The organism is Caulobacter sp. DMC95, assembly GCF_056313785.1.
Map to the genome: position 1 here is coordinate 344,052 of NZ_JBQUZP010000002.1, position 22,078 is coordinate 366,129.

General features: G+C 67.0%; 14 protein-coding genes and 1 riboswitch. Of the genes, 4 read left to right on the forward strand and 10 right to left on the reverse strand.

From position 1 onward, the window contains the following. Positions 1 to 2: 2 nt before the first annotated feature. Together ACT53N_RS05590 and ACT53N_RS05595 are read right to left on the reverse strand one after the other, a co-directional pair. Entirely contained in the window at positions 3 to 1,796 is a 1,794-nt protein-coding gene (locus ACT53N_RS05590; RefSeq protein WP_476062965.1) for an acyl-CoA dehydrogenase C-terminal domain-containing protein, read from the reverse strand. 87 nt (positions 1,797 to 1,883) lie between these two features. Beyond that, the gene (locus ACT53N_RS05595; RefSeq protein ID WP_310214198.1) at positions 1,884 to 2,363 is read right to left on the reverse strand and encodes a MerR family transcriptional regulator; all 480 of its coding nucleotides are present in this window, start codon (positions 2,361 to 2,363) and stop codon (positions 1,884 to 1,886) included. A 192-nt stretch (positions 2,364 to 2,555) separates the two neighbouring features. On the opposite strand from ACT53N_RS05595, the gene ACT53N_RS05600 reads away from it, so the two are divergent. After that, complete coding sequence (locus ACT53N_RS05600) at positions 2,556 to 3,197, forward strand: S24 family peptidase (protein WP_476062966.1); 642 nt, start codon at positions 2,556 to 2,558, stop codon at positions 3,195 to 3,197. Between the two features lie 33 nt (positions 3,198 to 3,230). Here ACT53N_RS05600 and ACT53N_RS05605 read toward each other — a convergent pair whose 3' ends face one another. The 4 genes from ACT53N_RS05605 to ACT53N_RS05620 form a co-directional block, all read right to left on the reverse strand. Beyond that, a complete protein-coding gene (locus ACT53N_RS05605; RefSeq protein ID WP_476062967.1) occupies positions 3,231 to 3,440 on the reverse strand; it encodes a hypothetical protein in 210 nt (69 codons plus the stop codon). 190 nt (positions 3,441 to 3,630) lie between these two features. Then, positions 3,631 to 5,289, reverse strand: a complete 1,659-nt coding sequence (locus ACT53N_RS05610; protein WP_476062968.1) for a lysine--tRNA ligase — start codon at positions 5,287 to 5,289, stop codon at positions 3,631 to 3,633. Between the two features lie 145 nt (positions 5,290 to 5,434). Further along, a complete protein-coding gene (pgm, locus tag ACT53N_RS05615; protein WP_476062969.1) occupies positions 5,435 to 7,075 on the reverse strand; it encodes a phosphoglucomutase (alpha-D-glucose-1,6-bisphosphate-dependent) in 1,641 nt (546 codons plus the stop codon). 278 nt (positions 7,076 to 7,353) lie between these two features. After that, positions 7,354 to 7,413 carry a hypothetical protein gene (locus ACT53N_RS05620; RefSeq protein ID WP_476063399.1) on the reverse strand — a complete coding sequence of 20 codons (60 nt, stop codon included), beginning with the start codon at positions 7,411 to 7,413 and terminating at the stop codon, positions 7,354 to 7,356. 572 nt (positions 7,414 to 7,985) lie between these two features. Continuing rightward, positions 7,986 to 8,066, forward strand: a riboswitch (ZMP/ZTP riboswitch). Between the two features lie 25 nt (positions 8,067 to 8,091). Between ACT53N_RS05620 and purH the strand changes: the two genes are divergently transcribed. After that, the gene (gene purH / locus ACT53N_RS05625) at positions 8,092 to 9,681 is read left to right on the forward strand and encodes a bifunctional phosphoribosylaminoimidazolecarboxamide formyltransferase/IMP cyclohydrolase (protein WP_476062970.1); all 1,590 of its coding nucleotides are present in this window, start codon (positions 8,092 to 8,094) and stop codon (positions 9,679 to 9,681) included. Positions 9,682 to 9,700: 19 nt separating this feature from the next. Next, a complete protein-coding gene (locus ACT53N_RS05630) occupies positions 9,701 to 10,453 on the forward strand; it encodes a dienelactone hydrolase family protein (RefSeq protein WP_476062971.1) in 753 nt (250 codons plus the stop codon). Here the strand turns inward: ACT53N_RS05630 and ACT53N_RS05635 are convergent. From ACT53N_RS05635 to ACT53N_RS05645, 3 genes are all read right to left on the reverse strand, one after another. Then, positions 10,436 to 11,635 (reverse strand): DUF418 domain-containing protein, encoded by a 1,200-nt coding sequence (locus tag ACT53N_RS05635; RefSeq protein ID WP_476062972.1) that lies wholly within the window; start codon positions 11,633 to 11,635, stop codon positions 10,436 to 10,438. The two genes, ACT53N_RS05630 and ACT53N_RS05635, sit on opposite strands and share 18 nt — an antisense overlap. Before the next feature lie 111 nt (positions 11,636 to 11,746). Continuing rightward, the gene (locus ACT53N_RS05640; protein ID WP_476062973.1) at positions 11,747 to 16,573 is read right to left on the reverse strand and encodes an NAD-glutamate dehydrogenase; all 4,827 of its coding nucleotides are present in this window, start codon (positions 16,571 to 16,573) and stop codon (positions 11,747 to 11,749) included. A 285-nt stretch (positions 16,574 to 16,858) separates the two neighbouring features. Beyond that, positions 16,859 to 17,968, reverse strand: a complete 1,110-nt coding sequence (locus tag ACT53N_RS05645; RefSeq protein WP_476062974.1) for an AI-2E family transporter — start codon at positions 17,966 to 17,968, stop codon at positions 16,859 to 16,861. Between the two features lie 103 nt (positions 17,969 to 18,071). Here ACT53N_RS05645 and ACT53N_RS05650 point away from each other — a divergent pair, with 103 nt between their 5' ends. Next, entirely contained in the window at positions 18,072 to 19,616 is a 1,545-nt protein-coding gene (locus tag ACT53N_RS05650) for a helicase HerA-like C-terminal domain-containing protein (RefSeq protein WP_476062975.1), read from the forward strand. Positions 19,617 to 19,624: 8 nt separating this feature from the next. On the opposite strand, the gene ACT53N_RS05655 is transcribed toward ACT53N_RS05650, so the two are convergent. Next, a complete protein-coding gene (locus tag ACT53N_RS05655; RefSeq protein ID WP_476062976.1) occupies positions 19,625 to 22,057 on the reverse strand; it encodes a bifunctional diguanylate cyclase/phosphodiesterase in 2,433 nt (810 codons plus the stop codon). Positions 22,058 to 22,078 lie beyond the last annotated feature (21 nt).

Consider the following 22,078-nt stretch of genomic DNA (forward strand, 5'->3'; position numbering starts at 1 on the left):
GATCAGAAAGCCTCCGCAGGCAGCGCCATCAGGGTCGCCGAACCGGTCTTCAGCTTGGCCAGATGCGACGCTGCGTCAGGCAAGATGCGTTCGATGAAATAGCGACCGGTCGTCAGCTTGGTCGAATAGAACGGGTCGGACGAGCCGGCCGCGATCTTGGCGTTGGCGGCCTTGGCCATCAGCGCCCACATGTAGGCTAGGCCCGTCAGGCCGAAGAGGTGCATGTAGTCGGTCGAGGCCGCGCCGGCGTTGTCGGGGTTCTGCAGGCCGTTCTGCATCAGCCACATGGTGCCGTCCTGCAGCTGGGCCTTGACGCCGCCCAGGGCTTCGATGAAGGGCTTCAGCGCCTCGTCGGTGTCGTTCTCGCCGATGAACTGGTCGATTTCCTGGAAGAAGGTCATGACCGCGCGGCCGCCCTTGGCCGCAAGCTTGCGGCCGACCAAGTCCAGGGCCTGCACGCCGTTGGTGCCCTCGTAGATCAGGGCGATGCGGCAGTCGCGCATGAACTGGCTGACCGGGAAGTGCTCGGTGAAGCCGCTGCCGCCGTGCACTTGCACGGCGTTGGAGCAGACCTGGAAGCCCTTGTCGGTCAGGTAGCCTTTCAGCACCGGCGTCATCAGGCCCATATAGTCCGACGACTTCTCGCGCACCGCCGCGTCGGGGTGGACGTGCGAGAGGTCTCCGTGCAGGGCGGTCCAGAACAGGAAGGCGCGGCCGCCCTCGATCAGGGCCTTGCTCTCCAGCAGCATGCGACGCACGTCCGGGTGGACGATGATCGGATCGGCCGGGCCCTCGGCGTTCTTCGGACCAGTTAGCGAGCGACCCTGCAGGCGGTCCTTGGCGAAGGCGACGGCGGCCTGATAGGCGGCTTCGCCCTGGGCCACGCCTTGCATGCCCACGCCCAGGCGCGCCTCGTTCATCATGACGAACATGATCTTGAGGCCCGAGTTCTCCTCGCCGATCAGGTAGCCCGTGGCGTTGTCATATTGCATGACGCAGGTGGCGTTGCCGTGGATGCCCATCTTCTCTTCGAGGCCCACGCACTTGGCGCCCTCATTGCGCGGTCCCACCGAGCCGTCGGCGTTGGGGATGAACTTCGGCACGATGAACAGGCTGATGCCCTTCACGCCGGCCGGGGCGCCTTCGATGCGAGCCAGGACGAGGTGGACGATATTGTCAGCCATGTCGTGCTCGCCGGCCGAGATCCAGATCTTCTGGCCGGTGATCTTGTAGCTGCCGTCGGCCTGCGGAACGGCCTTGGTGCGCAGCAGGCCCAGGTCCGTGCCGCAGTGCGGCTCGGTTAGGTTCATGGTGCCGGTCCACTCGCCGGACACCATCTTCGGCAGGTAGGTCTGCTTCTGCTCGTCGGAGCCGCCGACGTGGATCGCGGAATAGGCGCCGTGGGCCAGGCCCGGATACATCGAGAAGGCCATGTTGGCCGAGCTCGACATCTCGCTGAACGCCAGATTCACGACGTGCGGCAGGCCCTGGCCGCCATAGGCCGGGTCCGAACCGATCGCTGTCCAGCCACCTTCGCACAGCTGCTTGTAGGCGTCCTTGAAGCCCGGAGGGGTGGTGACCGTGTTGGTGACCGGATCCAGCTTGCAGCCCGTCTTGTCGCCGACCGTGTTCAGCGGGGCCAGTACCTCACCCGTGAACTGGGCGGCGGCCTCGAGGATCTGCTCGACCACCTCGAACGGCGCGTCGGAGAAGCCCGGCAGGTCGCCGTGTTGGTCGATATTGAGCACGTCGCGCAGGATGAAGGCGTGATCGCGAACGGGCGGCTGATAGGTCATGGAACGGTCCTGGCTAGGATCGGGAGGAGGAAGGGGGTGCCGCCGCCGCCCGCCCTTGAAGGGCGATGTCGACGGCGCGGAGAGGCCCTACTTGCCCAGCATCGCGTCGGCGTGGCCGTCGAGGCGGGCGCGCAGCACCTGCTCATAGTCGGCCGCGCGGGGCAGCAGGTCGGGGCGGATCTCGGTGAGGCGGCGCTCCAGGCGATTGCAGGCCTCGCGCAGCTCGATCAGGGCGTTGTCGATGTCGTCGCGCTGCTGTTCCAGCGCCGTGGCGCGTTCGCGGAACTTCTTCAGCGAGCGGGCCATCTGCGCCGCGCCCTCGTCGTTCTCGTCATAGAGGTCGAGAAGCTCGCGGATCTCGGTCAGCGACAGGCCCACGCGCTTGCCGCGCAGGATCAACTGCAGGCGGACGCGGTCCTTGTGGGAATAGACGCGGTTCAGGCCTTCACGAGCGGGGTTCAGAAGACCCTTGTCCTCGTAGAAGCGCAGGGCGCGGGGCGTGGCTTTGAATTCGTTGCACAGCTGGCGGATCGTGAAGGTCCGCTCGGGGCGTCGCAGGTCGGCCATGGATGGAAACCTCCCAAGGAAGAGGGCCTGGCTACTGCGGCCGGGCCGCTTTGTTATCGTTGATCACCCTAAACCCGATCTCGTGACGTCGTCAACGCTTACGTAAACGTCAATTGGCGCGCAGGCGATAGGTTTACTTTCCTAGCCCGGCGGGCGTACTTTCTCCGGGAAGGCCGATTGGAGGAGGAGCCGATGGCGACCCTGTCTCACGGCGAAATCTGGCGCGCGATCGACGCCTTGGCCGAGCGCTTCGACATGACGCCGTCAGCCATGGCCAAGATGGCCGGCCTGGATCCCACCAGCTTCAACCGCTCCAAGCGCGGCTCGGCCGAAACCGGTCACGCCCGCTGGCCCTCGACCGAGAGCCTGTCCAAGCTGCTGGAGGCGACGGGCGTCAACTTCTCGGAGTTCGCGGCCCTGACCGAGCGATCGCCGGTTCGTACGCCCGGCAGGCGAGGCGCGCCGCTGATCGACCTGGCGCAGGCGGGCAAGGATGGCTTCTTCGATGAGGCCGGCATGCCCGTCGGCGCGGGCTGGGACGAGGCGCCGGCGCCGGACCTGGGCGAGGGCCTGTTCGCCTTGGAGGTGACGGGCGACGATCTCGCGCCGGTCTATCGCGACGGCGACCGCCTGCTGGTCTCGCCGACGCTTGAGCCGCGCAGAGGCGACCGCATCGTGGCGCGCACCCACGGCGGCGAGGTTCTGGTGCGGGAATTGGGCCGGGTCACCGCGCGGAGCATCGAGCTCTTGGCGCTGGATCGCGCGGGCGGCGAGCGCCTGCTGTCACGCGACGAGGTGGCCTGGATCGCGCGGATCGTCTGGGTCAGCCAATAGGCCGACCCCAGACGGCGCTGGTATCCGGAAGGATCAGGTGCGCGGGCAGCTGGCGTGGCTGTCCAGCAGCCAGGCGATCAGCGGGCCGGCGGCCGGGTCGGCGCACGACACGTCCACGCGATAGGACTTCCAGGTGTCGTTGTGCGCAGCCTCGACCTGAGCGTCGGGGAATTGCTGAACAATGCCGCCGAGCAGGGAGTCGAACTCTTCGCGGTCGGTCGGACGCAGGGTGAACGAAGCCATAGGACGAAACCTTGAGGACTAATCTTGGTTCTGATGGTCCCAGACTAGACTCCGAAACATGGGCATACCCTTAATCCGGACTTCAGACCGTGTTCACCTTCAAGGACATGGTGTCGCAGGTCGCGCGGATTCATCCCGCGCGACACGTGCCTGCAGCGCCGCTCCCGCGGGGGGAGAGGCGCCGACGGCGCTAGCCCAGCTTCTCTTCGATCAGCGCCACGGTCCGGTCGATCCCGAAGATCGCCGCGAACGAGCCGAAGCGCGGACCCTGGCTCTGGCCCAGAAGCACCTCGTAGAGCGCCTGGAACCAGGCGCGCAGTGGGTCGAAGCCGTGGGTCTTGCCGACCTCGAACACCTCGTTCTGGATCAGCTCGGCGTCCTGGGTTCCGGCGGGCATGGCCTTCAGCTTGGCCAGCAGGTCCAGCATCGCGGCGCGCTCCTGGTCGCTCGGGGCGCGGAACACCTTCGAGGGCTTCACGAAGTCCTCGTAGTAGTTGATCGCATAGCCGGCCAGGCGGTCCAGCAGCGGCTGGCTTTCCGGCGAGGCGCCCGGGATGTAGCGCGACAAGAAGCCCCAGAGGATTTCCTTGGTCGAGGCGTCGGCGGCCGACACCAGGTTCAGCATCAGGCTGAACGACACCGGCGAACCCTGCTGCGGCGGCTTGCCGCCGTGGATGTGCCAAACCGGGTTGTCCAGCTGCTTGGCCGGCTCCTGGCGGCCGAACGCGTCCAGTTGCTGCAGGTACTCGTCGCTGGCCTTGGGGATGACGTCGAAATAGAGCTTCTTGGCCGACTTGGGGCTCTGGAACATGTAGTACGACAGGCTCTCGGGCGCGCCGTACCGCAGCCAGTCCTCCATGGAGAGGCCATTGCCCTTGGACTTGGAGATCTTCTGGTTGTTCTCGTCCAGGAAGAGCTCGTAGTTGAAGCCTTCCGGCGGAACCCCGCCCAGCGCCTTGCAGATCGCGCCCGAGGCCTTGACCGAGTCGATCAGGTCCTTGCCCGACATCTCGTAGTCGACGCCCAGCGCCGTCCAGCGCATGGCCCAGTCGGGCTTCCACTGCATCTTCACGTGGCCGCCGGTGACCGGGACCTCGACCTTGGAGCCGTCCTCGTCCTCGAAGACGATCGTGCCCTTCTCGACATTGCGCTCCAGGGTCGGGACCTGCAGCACCTTGCCCGTCGAGGGGCTGATCGGCAGGAATGGCGAATAGGTCGCGCGGCGCTCTTCGCCCAGCGTCGGCAGCATCACCTTCTGGATCGCGTCGAAGCGTTCCAGCGCTGTCCGCAGGGTCGCGTCGAACAGGCCGCCCTTATAGCAGTCGGTCGAGCTGACGAACTCGTACTCGAAGCCAAAACCGTCCAGGAACGCGCGGAGGCGGGCGTTGTTGTGGGCGCCGAAGCTGTCATGGGTGCCGAAGGGGTCGCGGACGACGGTCAGCGGCTTGCCCAGGTCTTCGATCAGCGGCTGCTTGTTCTCGATATTGTCGGGAACCTTGCGCAGGCCGTCCATGTCGTCGCTGAAGGCGATCAGGCGGGTCGGGATGGCGTCATCGGTCAGCGCGCGGAAGGCGCTGCGCACCATCGTCGTGCGCGCCACCTCGCCGAAAGTGCCCAGGTGCGGCAGGCCCGACGGACCATAGCCGGTCTCGAAGATCACGGCCTTGGCCAGCGCCGGATAGGCTTTCACCGCCTCGTCGGCCTTGCCGGCGTCGATCAGGGCCTTGGCGGCCTCCTGGTCGGCGCGGTCGGGGAGGCGCACGCGAAGAACGCGGGCGATCGTGGCGCGCGCCTGCTCAAACGGCCAGGAGCGGGCTTCGCGGGCGAGGGGGGAGAGGCCTTCAAACATGCGGGGCGTATAAACCGCGCCTCATCCACTGTCATCCCGGAAGCCTCGCAGAGGCTATCCGGGACCGTGGGAAGCGCCGCGTTTCCGGCGGTCCCGGCTCGGCGCGCTGCGCGCTTGGCCGGGATGACACGGCGATTGAAGGCCCTCAGCCCTTCAACGCCCCCGCCACCACCTCGCGGGCTTCGGCCTGCACCTGCTTCAGGTGATCCGGACCCAGGAACGACTCCGCATAGACCTTGTAGACGTCCTCGGTGCCTGAAGGCCGCGCGGCGAACCAGGCGTTCTTCGTGCAGACCTTCAGGCCGCCGATCGCCTCGCCGTTGCCGGGGGCGGCGGTGAGGATGTCGGTGATCGCCTCGCCGGCCAGGATCTTGGCCGAGACGTCGCCGGGGCTAAGCTTGGCGAGACGCGCCTTCTCCTCGCGGCTGGCTGGGGCGTCGACGCGGGCATAGGCTGGCGCTCCATATCGTTCGGTCAGACCGGCGTAGAGCTGGCTGGCGCTCTGGCCCGTCACCGCCTGGATCTCGGCGGCCAGCAGGGCCAGGGTGACGCCGTCCTTGTCGGTGCTCCACACCCCGCCGTCGTGGCGCAGGAACGAAGCGCCGGCCGACTCTTCGCCGCCGAAGCCGACCGAACCGTCCAAGAGGCCGGGAACGAAGTACTTGAAGCCGACCGGCACCTCCAAGAGGCGGCGACCCATACCGGCGACCACGCGATCGATCATCGAGGACGAGACCAGGGTCTTGCCGACCGCGGTGTCCGCGCCCCAGCCCGGACGATGGCTGAACAGGTACGAGATCGCCGCGGCCAGGTAGTGGTTGGGGTTCATCAGCCCCCCGTCTGGTGTGACGACGCCATGGCGGTCGGCGTCGGCGTCATTGCCCGTCGCCACGTCATAGGCGGCGCCGCCCTTCATGATGCCGATCAGGTTGGCCATGGCGCAGGCGGACGAGCAGTCCATCCGGATTTTGCCGTCGGTGTCGAGCGGCATGAACGCCCAGCGCGGATCGACGGCGTCATTGACCACCGTCAGGTCCAGGCCGTGGCGCTCGGCGATCGCGCCCCAATAGGCGACGGCCGCGCCGCCCAGCGGATCGGCGCCGATCCGCACACCCGCTGCGCGGATCGCGGCGATGTCGATGACCGCCGGCAGGTCGTCGACATAGCGGCCGAGGAAGTCGTAGTCGCCGACGGCCTTGCGGGCGGCTTCGAAGGAGACGCGCTTCACGCCGGAAAGGCCATGAGCGAGCAGCTCATTGGCGCGGGCGGCGATGGCCGAGGTCGCGTCCGAACCGGCCGGACCGCCGGACGGCGGATTGTACTTGATGCCCCCGTCGCGCGGCGGATTGTGCGAGGGCGTCAGCAGCAGGCCGTCGGCCTGGGCGCCGCCCAGACGGTTGTGGGTCAGGATGGCGTGCGACACCGCCGGCGTCGGGGTGAAGCCGTCGCGGGAGTCGACCAGGGCCTCGACGCCATTAGCCGCCAGAACCTCCAGCACCGAGCGCCAGGCGGGCTCGGACAGGCCGTGGGTGTCGCGGCCGACGAACAGTGGGCCGGTCACGCCCTGGGCGGCGCGGTGTTCGACGATCGCCTGGGTGACGGCCAGGATGTGGGCTTCGTTGAACGCGCCGTCCAGGCTCGAGCCCCGGTGGCCCGAGGTGCCGAACACGACCTTCTGCGCAGGGTTGGAGACATCTGGCTTGATGTCGAAATAGGCGCTGATCAGCGCGCCGAGATCGACAAGATCTTCGGGAAGAGCGCGAAGGCCGGCGCGGTCGTGCATCAAGTCACCAGGTAAAATTTGAACAAGGTCTGAGCGTCTGAAGTCCTATAGGGCGCAGGAGACAATTTCACGAAGTTTGTGACGTCATTTTCCCCCTTCGGATGAGGGCTTTTCCTGAACCCTCTCCCTGAGGGAGAGGGCGGTGCCCGTCCCGACGACCGTCGGGATGGGAGTGAGAGGGTTTACGCGGTCGGACGGCGTGCCGGCGCTCCGTCCGGCGTTGTAACCCCTCTCCCGACCGCTTCGCGGCCACCCTCTCCCTCTGGGAGAGGGAACCGACTTTACGGGGATTGGCGGGCGTGAACGCTCGGAATTGGCGGTATCGACGCCAACGAAATCAACACCTTGTCACTTTTTCGCGCCAACTTATCCCCGGCCTTAAAACCCGCCCCATACTCAATGCATCCCTGTCGCGGGGGAGGGCGTTTGGATCCGGCCCAATACGGCGGCGGGGCTAGGTTGAGCGGGGCCGCGTGGTCTCGAAGCGGTTTCGACCGGGGTCTGTTCGTTGGATAGATCCGGGATCTCGGAAGAAGCCGTGGAGAGACGAGCGCGGAGCGACAGGACGGTGATCGTACAAGCCGCCTATCGTGGATCGTCGGGCTGGACACGGAAGTCGCCGCTCCAGTTGGTCCGCGCCCGCCCGGGGGCTCCTGGGGTCCCGAGCTGAAAGACGCTCACGCCCCCCATCCTCACGGGCAAGAACAACCTGGCGGAGCGGACAGTCGAGCCGAAACGCAAACACAAACTCACGGTACTCCGGGTTCGCCCGGCCGCTCCGTCGCCTCCCCAGCACCTTCAGCGAGCGATCGCGTGAAGCGGCGGACGCACGCCCTCCCAGTTCCTCCCCCGCGATGCGGGGGAGGAACTGGAGAGGCTAGATTGACTCCCCCGCCGGCCCCCGTATTTTCCGCCGCGTTCGCGTGACTGGCGCTAGTGATGGGGAACCATCGGGGAGCGCGGACATCATATGCCGCGCGCCTGGGCTCCCTTTCTGAAACACACCAGAGGAGTCCGCCGTGCCCGCCGCCCCCGACTATCCGTCCGCCCCCGATCTCGTCGCCCCCAAGCGCGCCCTGCTTTCGGTCTCCGACAAGACCGGCCTGGTCGACGCCGCCAAGATCCTGCATGAGGCGGGCGTCGAGCTGGTCTCGACCGGCGGCACCAAGGCCGCCATCGCCGCCGCCGGCATCCCCGTGAAGGACGTCTCGGATCTGACGGGCTTCCCCGAGATGATGGACGGCCGGGTCAAGACCCTGCACCCGGTGGTGCACGGCGGGCTTCTCGGCGTTCGCGACGCGGCGGACCACGCGAAAGCCATGGCCGACCATGGCATTGGCGCCATCGATATCCTCTATGTGAACCTCTATCCGTTCGAGGCGACCGTCGCGAAGGGCGGCAGCTATGCCGAATGCGTCGAGAACATCGACATCGGCGGTCCGGCCATGATCCGTTCGGCGGCCAAGAACCACGGTTATGTCGCCGTCTGCACCGATCCTTCCGACCTCGCTGAGGTGCTTGAGGCCTTGAAGGCCGGTGGGACGACTCTGGCCCTACGCCAGCAGCTCGCGGCCCGCGCCTACGCCCGCACGGCGGCCTATGACGCGGCGATCTCGGCCTGGTTCGCCCAGGCCCTGGAGCAGGATTTCCCGGCCCGCAAGTCGATCGCCGGCGAGCTTCGCCAGACCATGCGCTATGGCGAGAACCCGCACCAGAAGGCGGCCTTCTACACCTTCCCCAATCCGCGTCCGGGCGTGGCCACGGCCAAGCAGCTGCAGGGCAAGGAGCTCAGCTACAACAACATCAACGACACCGACGCGGCCTTCGAGCTGATCGCCGAGTTCGATCCCGCCCAGGGCCCGGCCGTGGCGATCATCAAGCACGCCAACCCCTGCGGCGTGGCGGTCGGCGCGACCCAGCGCGAGGCCTATGAGCGGGCCCTGGCCTGCGACCCGACCTCGGCCTTCGGCGGCATCGTGGCGGTCAACTCGCGCCTGACCCGCGAGGCGGCGGAGGCCATGGTCGAGATCTTCACCGAGGTGGTCATCGCGCCGGAAGCCGACGACGCCGCCGTGGCCGTCTTCGCCGCCAAGAAGAACCTCCGCCTGCTCGTGACCGGCGGCCTGCCCGACCCGCTGTCGACTGGCGACACCTTCAAGAGCGTGGCCGGCGGTTTCCTCGTGCAATCGCGTGACGACGCCCGCATCAAGGCCTCGGACCTGAAGATCGTGACCCAGCGCCAGCCCACTGACGAAGAAGTGCGCGACATGCTGTTCGCCTTCACCGTCGGCAAGCACGTCAAGTCTAACGCCATCGTCTACGCCCGCGCCGGCCAGACCCTGGGCGTCGGCGCCGGCCAGATGAACCGCAAGGACTCGGCGCGCATCGCGGCGCTGCGTGCGGCGGATTTCAGCCTGGACCTGAAGGGTTGCGCCTGCGCCTCGGAAGCCTTCTTCCCGTTCGCCGATGGTCTCATCCAGGCCGCCGAGGCCGGGGCGACGGCGATCATCCAGCCGGGCGGCTCGATGCGCGATCCAGAGGTCATCGAGGCGGCGGACAAGCTTGGCCTTACTATGGCCTTCACCGGCGTGCGAGTGTTCCGGCACTAGATCATCCGATGAGGGACTGATGGACAGCGCCGTCTGGGGGGAAAGGGTCGCCAAGCACTCGCGGGTGTTCAAGCCTGCGGGGCCCGGCCCCTTCCCGGTCGCGCTGATCCTGCACGGCTGCGGCGGCAAGACGCCGTTTCTCGAAGAGTACGCGCGGGTGGCCGTTCAGGCCGGCTGGGCGGCCGTAGTGGTCGACTCGCTGAAGCCGCGGGGCATGTCGACCCTCGACGCCAAGCTGTTCGTTTGCACCGGCGTGGCGCTGCATGGCCTCAAGCGCGCGGCCGACATCTTCGCCATGCTGACCTGGCTGGAGACCCAAGGCTGGGCGGACGCCAGCCGTGTTTTCCTCGCCGGCTGGAGCCATGGCGGCTGGACGATCATGGACAGCTACGCCGTGGGCCGGAGCGCCGCGCGCGGCACGACCCTGGTCGACGCCGACCCGGCCAAGCTGCGAGAACGGGTCAAGGGGACGCTGCTCGTCTACCCCTACGCCGGCTATGGATCTCTGACCGCCTCGCGGGGCTGGGGCGAGGGCGCGCCGCCCGTCTGGTCGGTGCTGGCGGGCAAGGATCAGGTCGTCGGCTGGAAGGCGCCGGCCAAGGCGCTGGACCGGCTGGTGGCGGACGGCCTGAACGTTGATCGCATGTTTCACGCTGACGCCACACATGCCTTCGACGACAATCGCGCCAACGATCCCCGCGCCCGCTACCGCCCGGATCTCTTCCAGGCGGTGCAGGGCTATTTCGCAGGGGCCCTAGGCCGCTGCGGTTAGGGCGGGGCGCCGCAATGGGGTCGGCCCTCGATAGAGGCGACGCCACAGCCACTCCAGCGGACCCATCTCGAAGCGGTCCATCCACCAGCGTGACCACAGGATCTGGACGATCCAGATGCCGATCGTAATGGCGGCCAGGCCCGGCCGGTCGACCTCGCCGTGCAGGTTCAGGCCCCGTCCGCCGTAGAAGATGGCGGTCATGATCAGCGACTGGGTCAGATAGTTGGTGAACGCCATTTGCCCCACTGGCGCCAGGGCCTTCGGAATCGCGCTCCAGAAGCCTCGCGAGCGGGCGGCGAACACCATCAGGCTGACATAGGCCAGGGTCGTCAGCGGCGCCGTCGCCATCTGGACGGTCATCGCGACCATGCTCATCGGACGCGGCAGGCCCTGGGCCATGAACTGGACGAAGACAAAGCCGACTCCGGCCAGGGCCAGCAGACCTGTGACCAGCAGGATCACATAGGTCCGCGTCCGCGCCTCGCCGGTGAACAGTCCGAGCTTGAAGCAGGCCAGGCCGATCATCATCAGGCTGGCGGTCATCAGGAAGATGATCGGCTCGTTGGGCAGCAGGGTCAGGCGATCCTTGGCGTTTTGGACCAGCGACTGCAGGAAGGTCCCGCTGTACTGGATCTCGGCCAGCCCGGCCTTGGCGATCTGGGCGCTGTCGCCCGCGCTGGGCCCGGCGCCGGGCGGGGCGAGCATCATCGCCACCGCACCGGCGGTCATCAGCAGCGAGAACACCACCCAGATGCTGACGCCGGTCCATAGGAGGCGTTTGGGGCTCCAGGACCGCGCGAACATCACCGCAAATCCGGCCAGGGCGTAGCTCAGCAGCACGTCGCCATACCAGATGGCGAAGCCGTGCAGCACGCCGAACAGGACCATCCACGACAGGCGCTTGCGCAGGATCGAGCCACGGTCCTTGTCAGACCGCTCGCCGCCGACCAGGAAGATCGACACGCCGAACAGCATCGAGAACAGGGTCACGAACTTCCGCTGGAACAGCCACTGGGTCACGAACCAGACGCCCAGCGTGTCAGGCCCGGCGCCGTGCGGCCACGACTTGACCGACTCGGCGATGCTGGGCGGCACGGCGAAATCCGGCGCATTGCACAGCAAAATGCCCAGAACCCCGAGTCCCCGCAGGGAATCGAGCAGTACGATGCGATCCTTGGTCATGAGCTCCCCCTCGGGGGGACCCTGCCCTTTTACGGCCTGGTCGACAACCAAGACGCGACGCGGTGGCGAGGCGGGCTTCCCACTTCGGCAGGAAGCCCGCGACGGAAAGCCTTAAGCCGCGCTGGAAAGCTCGCGCAGGGCGGCGTTGGCGATCGTCAGCTTGGCGAAGGTCCAGCCGCCGCCGGCCTGCTCGATGTCCTCGATGGTCCGCTTCACCGCGCGCGGACGATCGCCGCGCAGGGCGGCCCACGAGGAGATAGCCGCCTTGGCTGCAGCCTCGTCCTCGCCGGCCTGTGCGTTGGCGGCGAACTTCAGGACCTGCTGAGTGATCGAGGTCTGCTCGGTCAGCATGTCTTCGATCAGGCGACGCACGGCCAGGCGCTCGAAGGCGTCGCCGCCCACGAACGAGCCGGCCGCGCCGCGCAGGCGGTCGAAGCCAAAGGCCGCGCCGACCTGATGGTATAGGCGGGCCACGTTCTCGACGCTCCAGCTGGAGGCGTTGGCGAGGTCGACCAGATCCGCCGCCGTCGTCAGCGGCTGAAGGGCCGCGACCGACTGGGCAAGCGCCTCGGGGGCGCCGTCGGCGACATAGGCCTTCACCCGCTTGGCGACCGCCTTCTGCTCGAACGGCGACAGGATCGCCGGAGCCAGGCCCCGCAGCGCGGCGACCGACGGACCGTAGGCGTCAACCAGCGCTTGCACGCTGGCGGCGTCGCGCTGGGCGCGGCGGGCCAGCCAGAAGGTCAGGCTGCGCAGCGCGTAGGCCAGGGCCTTGTAGAGCGCGGTCTGGCCCTCGGCCGAGGCCTTGTTGTCCAGGGCGTTGACCTGATCCCACAGCGCGTCGACTCCGAGGATCTCGCGGGCGGCGGTGAAGCCGACGACCACGGCGTTGACGTCGGCGCCGGCGGCGGCCTTCAGGCGACTGACAAAGGTCGGGCCGCACATGTTGACCATCTGGTTGCCGACCACGGTCGCGATGATCTCGCGCTTCAGCCGATGCTTCTGCATGGCGTCGGCGTACTGATCCAGGGCCTTGGGGAAGTACCCGCGTAGGGTGCGTTCAAACCACGGGTCGTCAGGCGACTGGCTGGCGACGATCTCGTCGAAGAGGTCCAGCTTCCCGTACGCCAGCAGCACCGCCAGTTCCGGACGGGTCAGGCCTCGACCGGCCGCCTTGCGCTCCAGCAGCGTCGTATTGGTCGGCAGCCCCTCGACGCGGCGATCCAGACGGCCGCGCTGTTCCAAGTCGACCATGTAGCGGATCTGGGCGTCGACCTCGCTGACGGCGTCGCTTTCCAGAAGGGTCAGGGCCAGGGTCTGGTCGTAGTTATGCTCCAGAACGTGGTGGGCCACGTCGTCGGTCATCGAGGCCAGCAGCGTGTTGCGGCTTTCGCGATCCAGCTGCCCGCCGCGCTCCAGGATCCCAGTGAGGATCTTGATGTTGACCTCGTGGTCGGAGCTGTCGACGCCCGCCGAGTTGTCGATAGCGTCGGTGTTGATGTGACCGCCCGCTTGGGCGAACTCGATGCGACCGGCCTGGGTCAGGCCCAGGTTCGCGCCTTCGCCGACCACCTTCACCCGCAGGTCCGCGCCGTTGATGCGGATGGCGTCGTTGGCCTTGTCGCCGGCGTCGGCGTTGGTCTCGCCCTTCGCCTTCACATAGGTGCCGATGCCGCCGAGATAGAGCAGCTCGGCCTTCGACGTCAGGATCGCCGTCATCAGTTCCGCCGGAGACACGGTCTCGGCCTTGATCTCGAGCATGGCGCGGACCTCGACCGAGAGCGGGATGCTCTTCAGGCTGCGAGCGAAGACGCCGCCGCCGGCCGAGATCTTCGACTTGTCGTAGTCCTCCCACGACGAGCGCGGCAGCTTGAACATCCGGTCACGCTCGGCCCACGAGACGGCGGGATCGGGGTTGGGGTCGAGGAAGATATGGCGGTGGTCGAAGGCGGCCAGCAGCTTGGTTTGCTTGGAGAGCAGCATGCCGTTGCCGAACACGTCGCCCGACATGTCGCCGACGCCCACGGCGGTGAAGGTCTCGGTCTGGATGTCCTTGCCCAGTTCGCGGAAGTGGCGCTTTACCGCTTCCCAGGCGCCGCGCGCGGTGATGCCCATGACCTTATGGTCGTAGCCCACCGAACCACCCGAGGCGAAGGCGTCGCCCAGCCAGAAGCCGTAGCTCTCGGCCACGCCGTTAGCGATGTCGGAGAAGGTCGCCGTGCCCTTGTCGGCGGCCACGACGAGATACGGATCCTGGGCGTCGTGGGCGACGACCGACGGCGGCGGCACGACCTGGTTGTCGGCGTCGATATTGTCGGTCAGGTCCAGCAGGCCCGACAGGAAGGTCTTGTAGGCCCGGATCGCCTCGGCCTGGATCGCGTCGCGATCACCTCCGCGCGGCAGTTGCTTCGGATAGAAGCCGCCCTTGCTGCCGACCGGCACGATGACGGCGTTCTTGACCTGCTGAGCCTTCACCAGGCCCAGCACCTCGGTGCGGAAGTCATCGCGACGATCCGACCAACGCAGACCGCCCCGGGCCACCGGGCCGAAGCGCAGGTGGACGCCCTCGACGTGCGGCGCCGAGACATAGATCTCGCGATAGGGCTTGGGCGCGGGCAGGTCCTCCAGTTCGCGGGAGGCGATCTTGAAGCTGATATAGGGCTTGGGCTCGCCGTCGGCGCCAAGCTGATAGAAGTTGGTCCGCTGGATCGCCCCGACCAAGGCCGCCAGACGGCGAAGCACGCGGTCGGCGTCGAGGCTCTCGACGGCCTGCAACGCCTCGACGATGTTGGCCTGCACGGCCTTCGCCTGTTCTTGCCGGCTCTTGAGATCGACCTTGATGGCGGGGTCGAACTTGGTCTGGAAGAGATCCAGGATCAGGCGCGCGACGCCGGGGTGATCCGAAAGGGCCTGCTCTTGGACGCCCTGACTGGGGTCAAGACCGGACTGTTGGCGGTAGCGCGCCAGGGCGCGGATCAGGGCGGCCTCGCGCCAACCGACGCCGAGTTCCAGCACCAGGCGATTGAAGCCGTCGCTCTCGGCTCGCCCGGTCCAGATGGCGACAAAGGCGGCCTCGAAAGCCTGTTTGACGTCGGCGAAGACCAGATGCTCTCCGGCCTCGTCGCGCAGCACGAACTCGTGGACCCAGACGGGCTGGCCATCGGGCGAAACCTTGAAGCCTTCCTCGATTAGCGCCTTGAGGCCCATGTGCTCGAGGATGGGCAGGACGTCGGCCAATGGCGCCGCCGCGCCCGGACGATAGAGTTTGAAGCGGAAGGTGACGGCGCTGTCGTCCTCGCGGCGGAAGGCGCGGACCCTGACCGCTTCGCTCTCGCGTAGGTCGTCGATGACTTCGATGTCCGCGAGCGCTTCTGCGGCGTCATACTGATCGCGATAGCCCGGCGGAAAGGCGCCGGCGTAGCGGGCCAGGAGGTGGGCGACGCGGCCGGACTGCCCTTCACGGATGACCGCCTCGAAGCGGTCATCCCAGGTGCGCGCGGTCTCGGCGATCGCGTTCTCGACCGCAGCGAGATCGGGTTCGGCGTGACCCCCGGGCGTGACGCCCAGGATGTAGTGCACCCGCGCCAGCGGGGCGTCGGAGAAACTAGGATAATAGGCCGACACGCGGCCCTGGAACGCGTCGGCGAGGATCTGTCCGGCGCGCGCACGCACGCCCGAGTCGTAGCGATCACGCGGCACAAACATCAGCACCGAGATGAAACGGTCGAACGGATCGCGACGGGTGAACAGCTTCACGCGCGGGCGGTCGTAGAGGTGCAGGACGCCCAGCGCCATCGTGAGCAGCTGGTCCTCCTCGGTCTGGAACAGCTCGTCACGCGGCCAAGTCTCGAGGATGTTGCGAAGGCGCTTGCCGTTATGGCTCTCGGGATCCTTGCCGGCGCGCGACAGAACGTGGCCCACCTTGCGGCGGATCAGCGGGACCGCGTTGGCGGGCGTTTCGTAGGCCTCGGCGGTGAATAGACCGACGAAACGGACCTCGCCAGACGCCTTGCCGTCAGCGCCGTAGCGGCGGACGCCCACATAGTCCATGTAGCCCCGCCGGTGGACGCGGGAGCGCAGGTTGGACTTCGCCACGACGATCGGTTCGCCAATGTCGATGTGCGTACGGATCTGGGCGGAGAGGATCGCCGGCTCGCTGCTGCGGCGCAGCACCGTGCGCGCCTGATCGCGAAGGACGCCGAGGCTTCCTTCCGGCTGATAGAGCGGCTCTTCGGCCGCATAGCCGCCATCGGCCGTACGGGGATATTCATAGATACGCGCGCCGAGGAAGACGAAGTGGTCGCGTTCCAGCCAGTCCAGGAACGCCATGTCCTCGGTCTTCTCGTCGCCGGAGACCGGCGCGGACGCGCTCTTCAGCTCCTCGATCGTGCGGCGCATCAGTCCGCGCATAGCCTCGAAATCCTGGACGGCCATGGCCACGTCGCCGAGCACGTCGCGCACGGCTTGCACCAGGGCCTCTTCGCGGTCCTCGCCGACCGGGGCCAGCCAGATCTGGATCATCGAGCGGCGTACGCCGCCGCAATCGGACACCGGGTGGAACATGGCCCGGACGGAGAAGCCCGCCTCGGTCACTTCGCCCATGATGCTGTCCACCAGGAATGGACGGTCGAGTTGGACGATCTCCAGGACGTCGGAAGGCGTTGCGCCACCCTCGGCGCGACGAAGGCGGATGGCGGGTTGCGAGACGTCCTTGGCGTCTTCGCCGAAGCGCCAGAACGCCGCGAGCGCTCGGGCGACATCCGCGCCATCCAGCCCGGGCAGCTCCTCAGCGGACCAGTCGTCCTGAGCCTGCGAGGCGAAATCAAGCGCGGCCGCAGGCAGGCTGTCCACCGTCGCCCCCAGGGCGTCGGCGAAAGCGCTTACGAGCGGACTGATCGGAGCCTCAGCGGACTTGAGGTCATTTTTTTCACCGATCATGGGATTTCCTCGCGAATTTTTGGCCGCAACCTAGCCGCTTTGGGCCCTACTTCAACCGATACGTCGAAAATTGAAAACAAATCGTGCCGTTTCTGAGCGCTGCTGCGGAAACGGAAGCGCCGCCGGCTGGGGGAAGCCGACGGCGCGGGCCCGCTTCGGGGAAGCGCGGGCGTCCTCCGCTACGATGGTCGGCGGCCATGCCTGCCGCCATCGGCGGTGTGTCCGGGTGGGGGGAGCCGGACAAACAAGAGATAGGCGCCAGGTGGCGGTGTTTAAGGGGCGCGGTCATTTCTTTTGCTTGGAGGCTGGCGCGGGCGTCTCGGGTACGCCTTGGGGGTCGCCGTCCTCTGAGAGCAGGATCGCGATCCAACGCGAGCCTTCGAACTGCGCGAGGATGACCATCGCCGCGACGGTGAGGGGCGTTGACAGGAACATCCCCGGGACGCCCCAGAGCGCGCCCCACACAGCCAGCGACAGCAGCACGACGGTCGGGTCCATGTTCAGGCTGTCGCCCTGCATGCGGGGAAGGATGACATTGCCCACGATGAAAAAGATGCCTTGCAGCGCGGCGAAGAGAACGACCGCAGGCCAAAGGCTGTCGGGAAACTGGATGAGCGCGAAGATGGGCGGCAGGAAGCAGCCGACGGCGCCGCCGAGGATCGGAATGTAGGCCGCCAGGAAGATCAGGAAAGCCCAGAAGAACGCGTTGTCCAGGCCGACCAGCATCATGACGACGAACGCGGCGACCGCGATCATCAGCCCGGTCACGGTCTGGATCCAGAGATACTGCTCGACGCCGTCGCGGATGCGCTGGAACATTTTCATATTCGTCTCCCGCTCGGCGTGATGGGGAAACAGCGCCACGATTTTTCGGGCGAAACCCCGGCGGGAGGCCAGGATAAAGCCCAGATAGATCAGGACCAGCACCGCGTTGGTGGCGAAGCTGTTGAAGGACTGCGCGACGTCCCCGAAGTAGCGTTGCGGGTTCCACTGCTTGACGAGGTCGCCGATGGTCGGCGCCACCGACAGTTCAAGACCCGGCGCCAGGCGCGCGACGGTCGGTGTGAACCGGGCGATGATCGCGTTGAGACTGTCGACATACTGCGACGAGTGGTCGAAGAACTCCTTGCCGTTGTCGACCACGATCCAGATCGACATGCCAAACAGCAGCAAGGACAGAATGACGGCTGTCGGCAGGGCCAGCCGCTTGGGAAAGCGCGGCGTCTTGTCCGTGAGCACCCGCGCGAAGCTGTCGATCATCACCGCCAGGAACAGCGCTAGCGCGAGCGGCGTCAGGATGTCCTGCATCCACTTCAGCGTCGCCGCGCCGGCGATGACGGCCAGGAAGACGACGGCGTTGCGCGTCGTGACCGACGGCGGGGCGGGAGCCGGCATTTGTAAAATTTCTCCAGATAGGCGACCGAGATTGCCCGCGCCGATTGGCGCGGCGCAAGGCCCCGTTTAGGGTCGAACGCGCATCGATGTAAGGAGTTTGCTCATGCCGCTGTCGATCGGCGAGAACGAGATTCTGGTCGGGCTTGGTGAAGGCCCGGTGACGCAAAGGCTCGATCGCTCGAACCGGCACGGCGTGGTCGCCGGCGCCACCGGCACGGGCAAGACCGTGACCCTGCAGGTGCTGGCCCAAGCCTTCTCGGACGCAGGCGTCCCGGTCTTCGCGGCCGACGTGAAGGGCGATCTTTCGGGCGTCGCCATGCCGGGGGCGCCCAACGAGAAGATGCTGGCCCGCGCCGCCTCGATGGACCTCGTCCTGGCACCGGCTGCGCCGCCAGTGATCTTCTGGGACCTGTTCGGCCAGAAGGGTCATCCGATCCGCACCACCATCTCCGAGATGGGCCCGCTACTGCTTTCGCGCTTGTTGGAGCTGAACGACGTCCAGGAAGGCGTGCTGACGATCGTCTTCCACGTCGCCGACAAGGACGGCCTGCTGCTGCTGGACCTGAAGGATCTGCAGGCTGCGCTGAAGTACGTCGCTGACAACGCCGACGAGATCGGCACCCAGTATGGCAATGTCGCGCCGGCGACGGTCGGCGCTATCCAGCGGAAGTTGCTGACGCTGCAGACCCAGGGCGCAGAGCACTTCTTCGGCGAGCCCGCGCTGGATCTGTCAGACCTGATGCGAACCGACGTGGCGGGACGTGGCTACGTGAATCTGCTCGCCGCTGACCGACTGATACAGTCGCCCAAGCTCTACTCGACCTTCTTGCTCTGGCTTCTATCGGAGCTGTTCGAGGTGCTGCCCGAGGTCGGCGACCCGGAAAAACCGAAGCTGGTCTTCTTCTTCGACGAGGCGCATCTGCTGTTCAACGACGCGCCCAAGCCGCTACTGGAAAAGATCGAACAGGTCGTCCGGCTGATCCGCTCGAAGGGTGTCGGGATCTACTTCGTCACCCAGAATCCGGCGGATATCCCCGACGCCGTGCTCGGACAGCTCGGCGCTCGGGTGCAGCATGCGCTACGGGCCTACACGCCGGCGGACCAGAAGGGCTTGAAAGCGGCCGCCCAGTCATTCCGGGTCAATCCTGGCTTTGACACCGCCGAGACCATCCAGGCGCTGGGTGTCGGCGAAGCGCTCGTGTCGACGCTCGACGAGAAGGGCGCGCCTCGGATCGTCCAGAAAACCCTGATCCGCCCGCCGGCTTCGCGCCTGGGACCGTTGACCCCGCAGGAGCGCGCGGCGCTGCAGGCGCAAAGTCCAGTGGCCGGGGTCTATGACACCGCCGAGGATCGCGACTCCGCCTACGAGATCCTGCAAGGCCGCGCCGCCCAGGCGCAGCGACAAGCCGAAGCTGATCTTCAGGAGGCGGAAGCCGACCAGCGCGCCGCCGCCCAGGCCAAGGTCCGTGAACGAGAGGCCGCCCGTGAAGCGCGGGAGAGTCGGCCCCGCGCCTCCGGGCGCCAGACCATGGTCGAGGCTTTCGCGGTCACCCTGGTTCGCACGGTCGCCTCACAGGCTGGACGCGAACTGATGCGCGGGCTCCTGGGCGGACTCAGCGGCGGCGTAAGCCGTCGCCGCCGTCGCTGATCCTTCGCCTAAGCCGAGCGCCTAGTCCTGCGCTTCGGGGCGGCGACATCAACCGGCACGTTCGCCAAGGTCCAGGTCCCCAGGGCGTCGACAGGAGCGGGCCGTCCGATTGCATACCCTTGTAGTTCGGCGCAGTCTTCGCCCCGGAGGAACAGGATCTGCTCCTCGGTCTCGACGCCCTCGGCGACAACCGGGATTTCCAGGCTGCGCCCCAGGCCCAGCACCGCGCGGACAATAGCGGTGGCGCGGTCGTGGCGATGGATGTTCTCGACGAAGCTCTTGTCGATCTTGATCTTGTCGAACGGGAAGGACTGCAGCGTCGACAGCGACGAGAAGCCGGTGCCGAAGTCGTCCATCGCGATCCGGACGCCCAGCGCCTTCAGGCGGCGCAGGTTGTCGAGCGCGCGCTGATAGTCCTTGAAGAGCGCGCTTTCAGTGATCTCCAGTTCAAGGCGCGACGGCGACAAGCCCGTCGTGATCAGAACCTCGTGCACAAGGGTGGGCAGGGCGGGATTGTGAAGCTGGATCGGTGACAGGTTCACCGCAATGCGCAGCGGCTTCTCCCAGGCCGCCGCATCGGCGCAGGCGCGACGCAGCACCCAGTCGCCCAGAGCCTCGATCAGTCCGTTCTCTTCGGCCACGGTGATGAAGTCCAAGGGCGGGATCATGCCCCGTATGGGGTGCCGCCATCGCACAAGCGCCTCGAAGCCGCACACCTCTCCGTCCGAGGCGCGGGCCAGCGGCTGATAGTGGACGACCAGCTCGTTGTCGGCGATGCCTTGGCGAAGATCGCGCGCGAGGTTGCGACGTTCGCGGATGGAGTCGTCCATCTCGCGCTTGAAGAAGCGGTAGACGCCCCGACCGCTTTCCTTGGCGCGATAGAGCGCCATGTCGGCGTTGGCCATCAGGGCCTCGGCGGTCCTGCCGTCGTCAGGATACAGGCTGACCCCGAGGCTTGATCCCAGCGCCAGGTCCTGGCCGTCAAAGGCCACCGGCGCGGCGAGCATTTCGATCAATCGACCGGCCAGCTCTGCGGCGGCGGTCGGCTGATCGCCGCCTGCGATCTGGACAACGATGAACTCGTCCCCGCCCAAGCGCGCCGCGAAGGATGGGGCCTGCACGGCGGACTGTAGCCGCCGGGCGGTTTCAACCAGCAGCGCATCGCCCGCGAGGTGGCCATGCTGGTCGTTGGCTTCCTTGAAGTGGTCCAGATCGATGCAGATGACCGCCAAGCTCTCGCCGGACGCCTCGACGCGGTCGATGGCGGCCGCCAGGCGCATCTGCAGAGAGTTGCGGTTGGGCAAGCCGGTCAGGCCATCGTGCTCGGCGAGATAGCGGATCTTCTCTTCGGCGGCGCGACGTTCACGCAAGTCGCGCACCGCCAACACTGTCAGGCCTGAGGTTTCGACCCGGGCGCCGTCATCCATCAGTCGCGAAAAGACTTCGACCGGAATTTCTCGTCCGCCGACGACGGGGCGCAGGTGGCCCTCACGCCGAACGTCATCGCGATTGGGCCCCGCCTCGTCGAAGGTCAGCATCTCGCCGAAAAGCGGTCGTCCGACCAGCTCTGACAGTGGCGCGCCCGCCAGTTCGCAGAAGGCGGCGTTGGCGTCATTGATGCGGCCCGACTGGACGACCACGAGACCTTCATAGGCGGCGTTGGCCAGGCGCCGGATGCGCTCAAGAGCCGACCGCGAGGTCTGGGATTCGATCGCGACGGCGCCCAGGCCGCCCAGGATAATCATGCTGGTGATCGAGCCAACGGCCAGGGTCAGCATGCCCCCGGATAGAAGCTGATCCGGGACCGCGACCGAGGCGTCCGGCACAATGGTGATCGCCGACATGCCGGTGAAGTGCAGCAGAACGATGCCCAGGCAGAGCAGACCGCCGCCCAGCGCCTGGCGACGGATCGTCCGCGCCGTGCCGGCCAGCACCAGCGCCGCGATCGCGCCGCAGACCCCGAGAATCGCTGAAAGGCCCACCGTCGCGTGTTCCCAGACGAGTTGACCCTGGGTCACGAAGGCGGACATGCCCATGTAGTGCATGGCGGCCACGCCCAGGCCGATCAGCACCCCGCCCGCAAAATCGTTCGTGGTTGTGCGCTGCGCCGAAGCGACCGCGAAGCCACTGGCCATGAACAGCGCCGCGATCATCAGCGACAAGAGGGTGCCGGTCGGGCTGTAGCCGGTCTTCAGGCCCGGCGTGAAAGCCACCATGGCGATGAAGTGGGTGGCCCAGACGCTGGATCCTGCGACCAGGCCCGTCAACAGGAGCCAGGCGGCCCTGACCACGCCGCGCGCGCCGCGCATCCGTGAATAGAGGCGGAACGTCGTAAAGCAACCCGCCAGACAGACCACGCCGGCGACAAGCACGAGCCGCAGGTCGTGCTGGGTCGTCAGGCAGGTTAGAAACTTGAACACGCAACGCCCCCCGAGGGTCACTCGCTTTTAAGGCTACCGGAG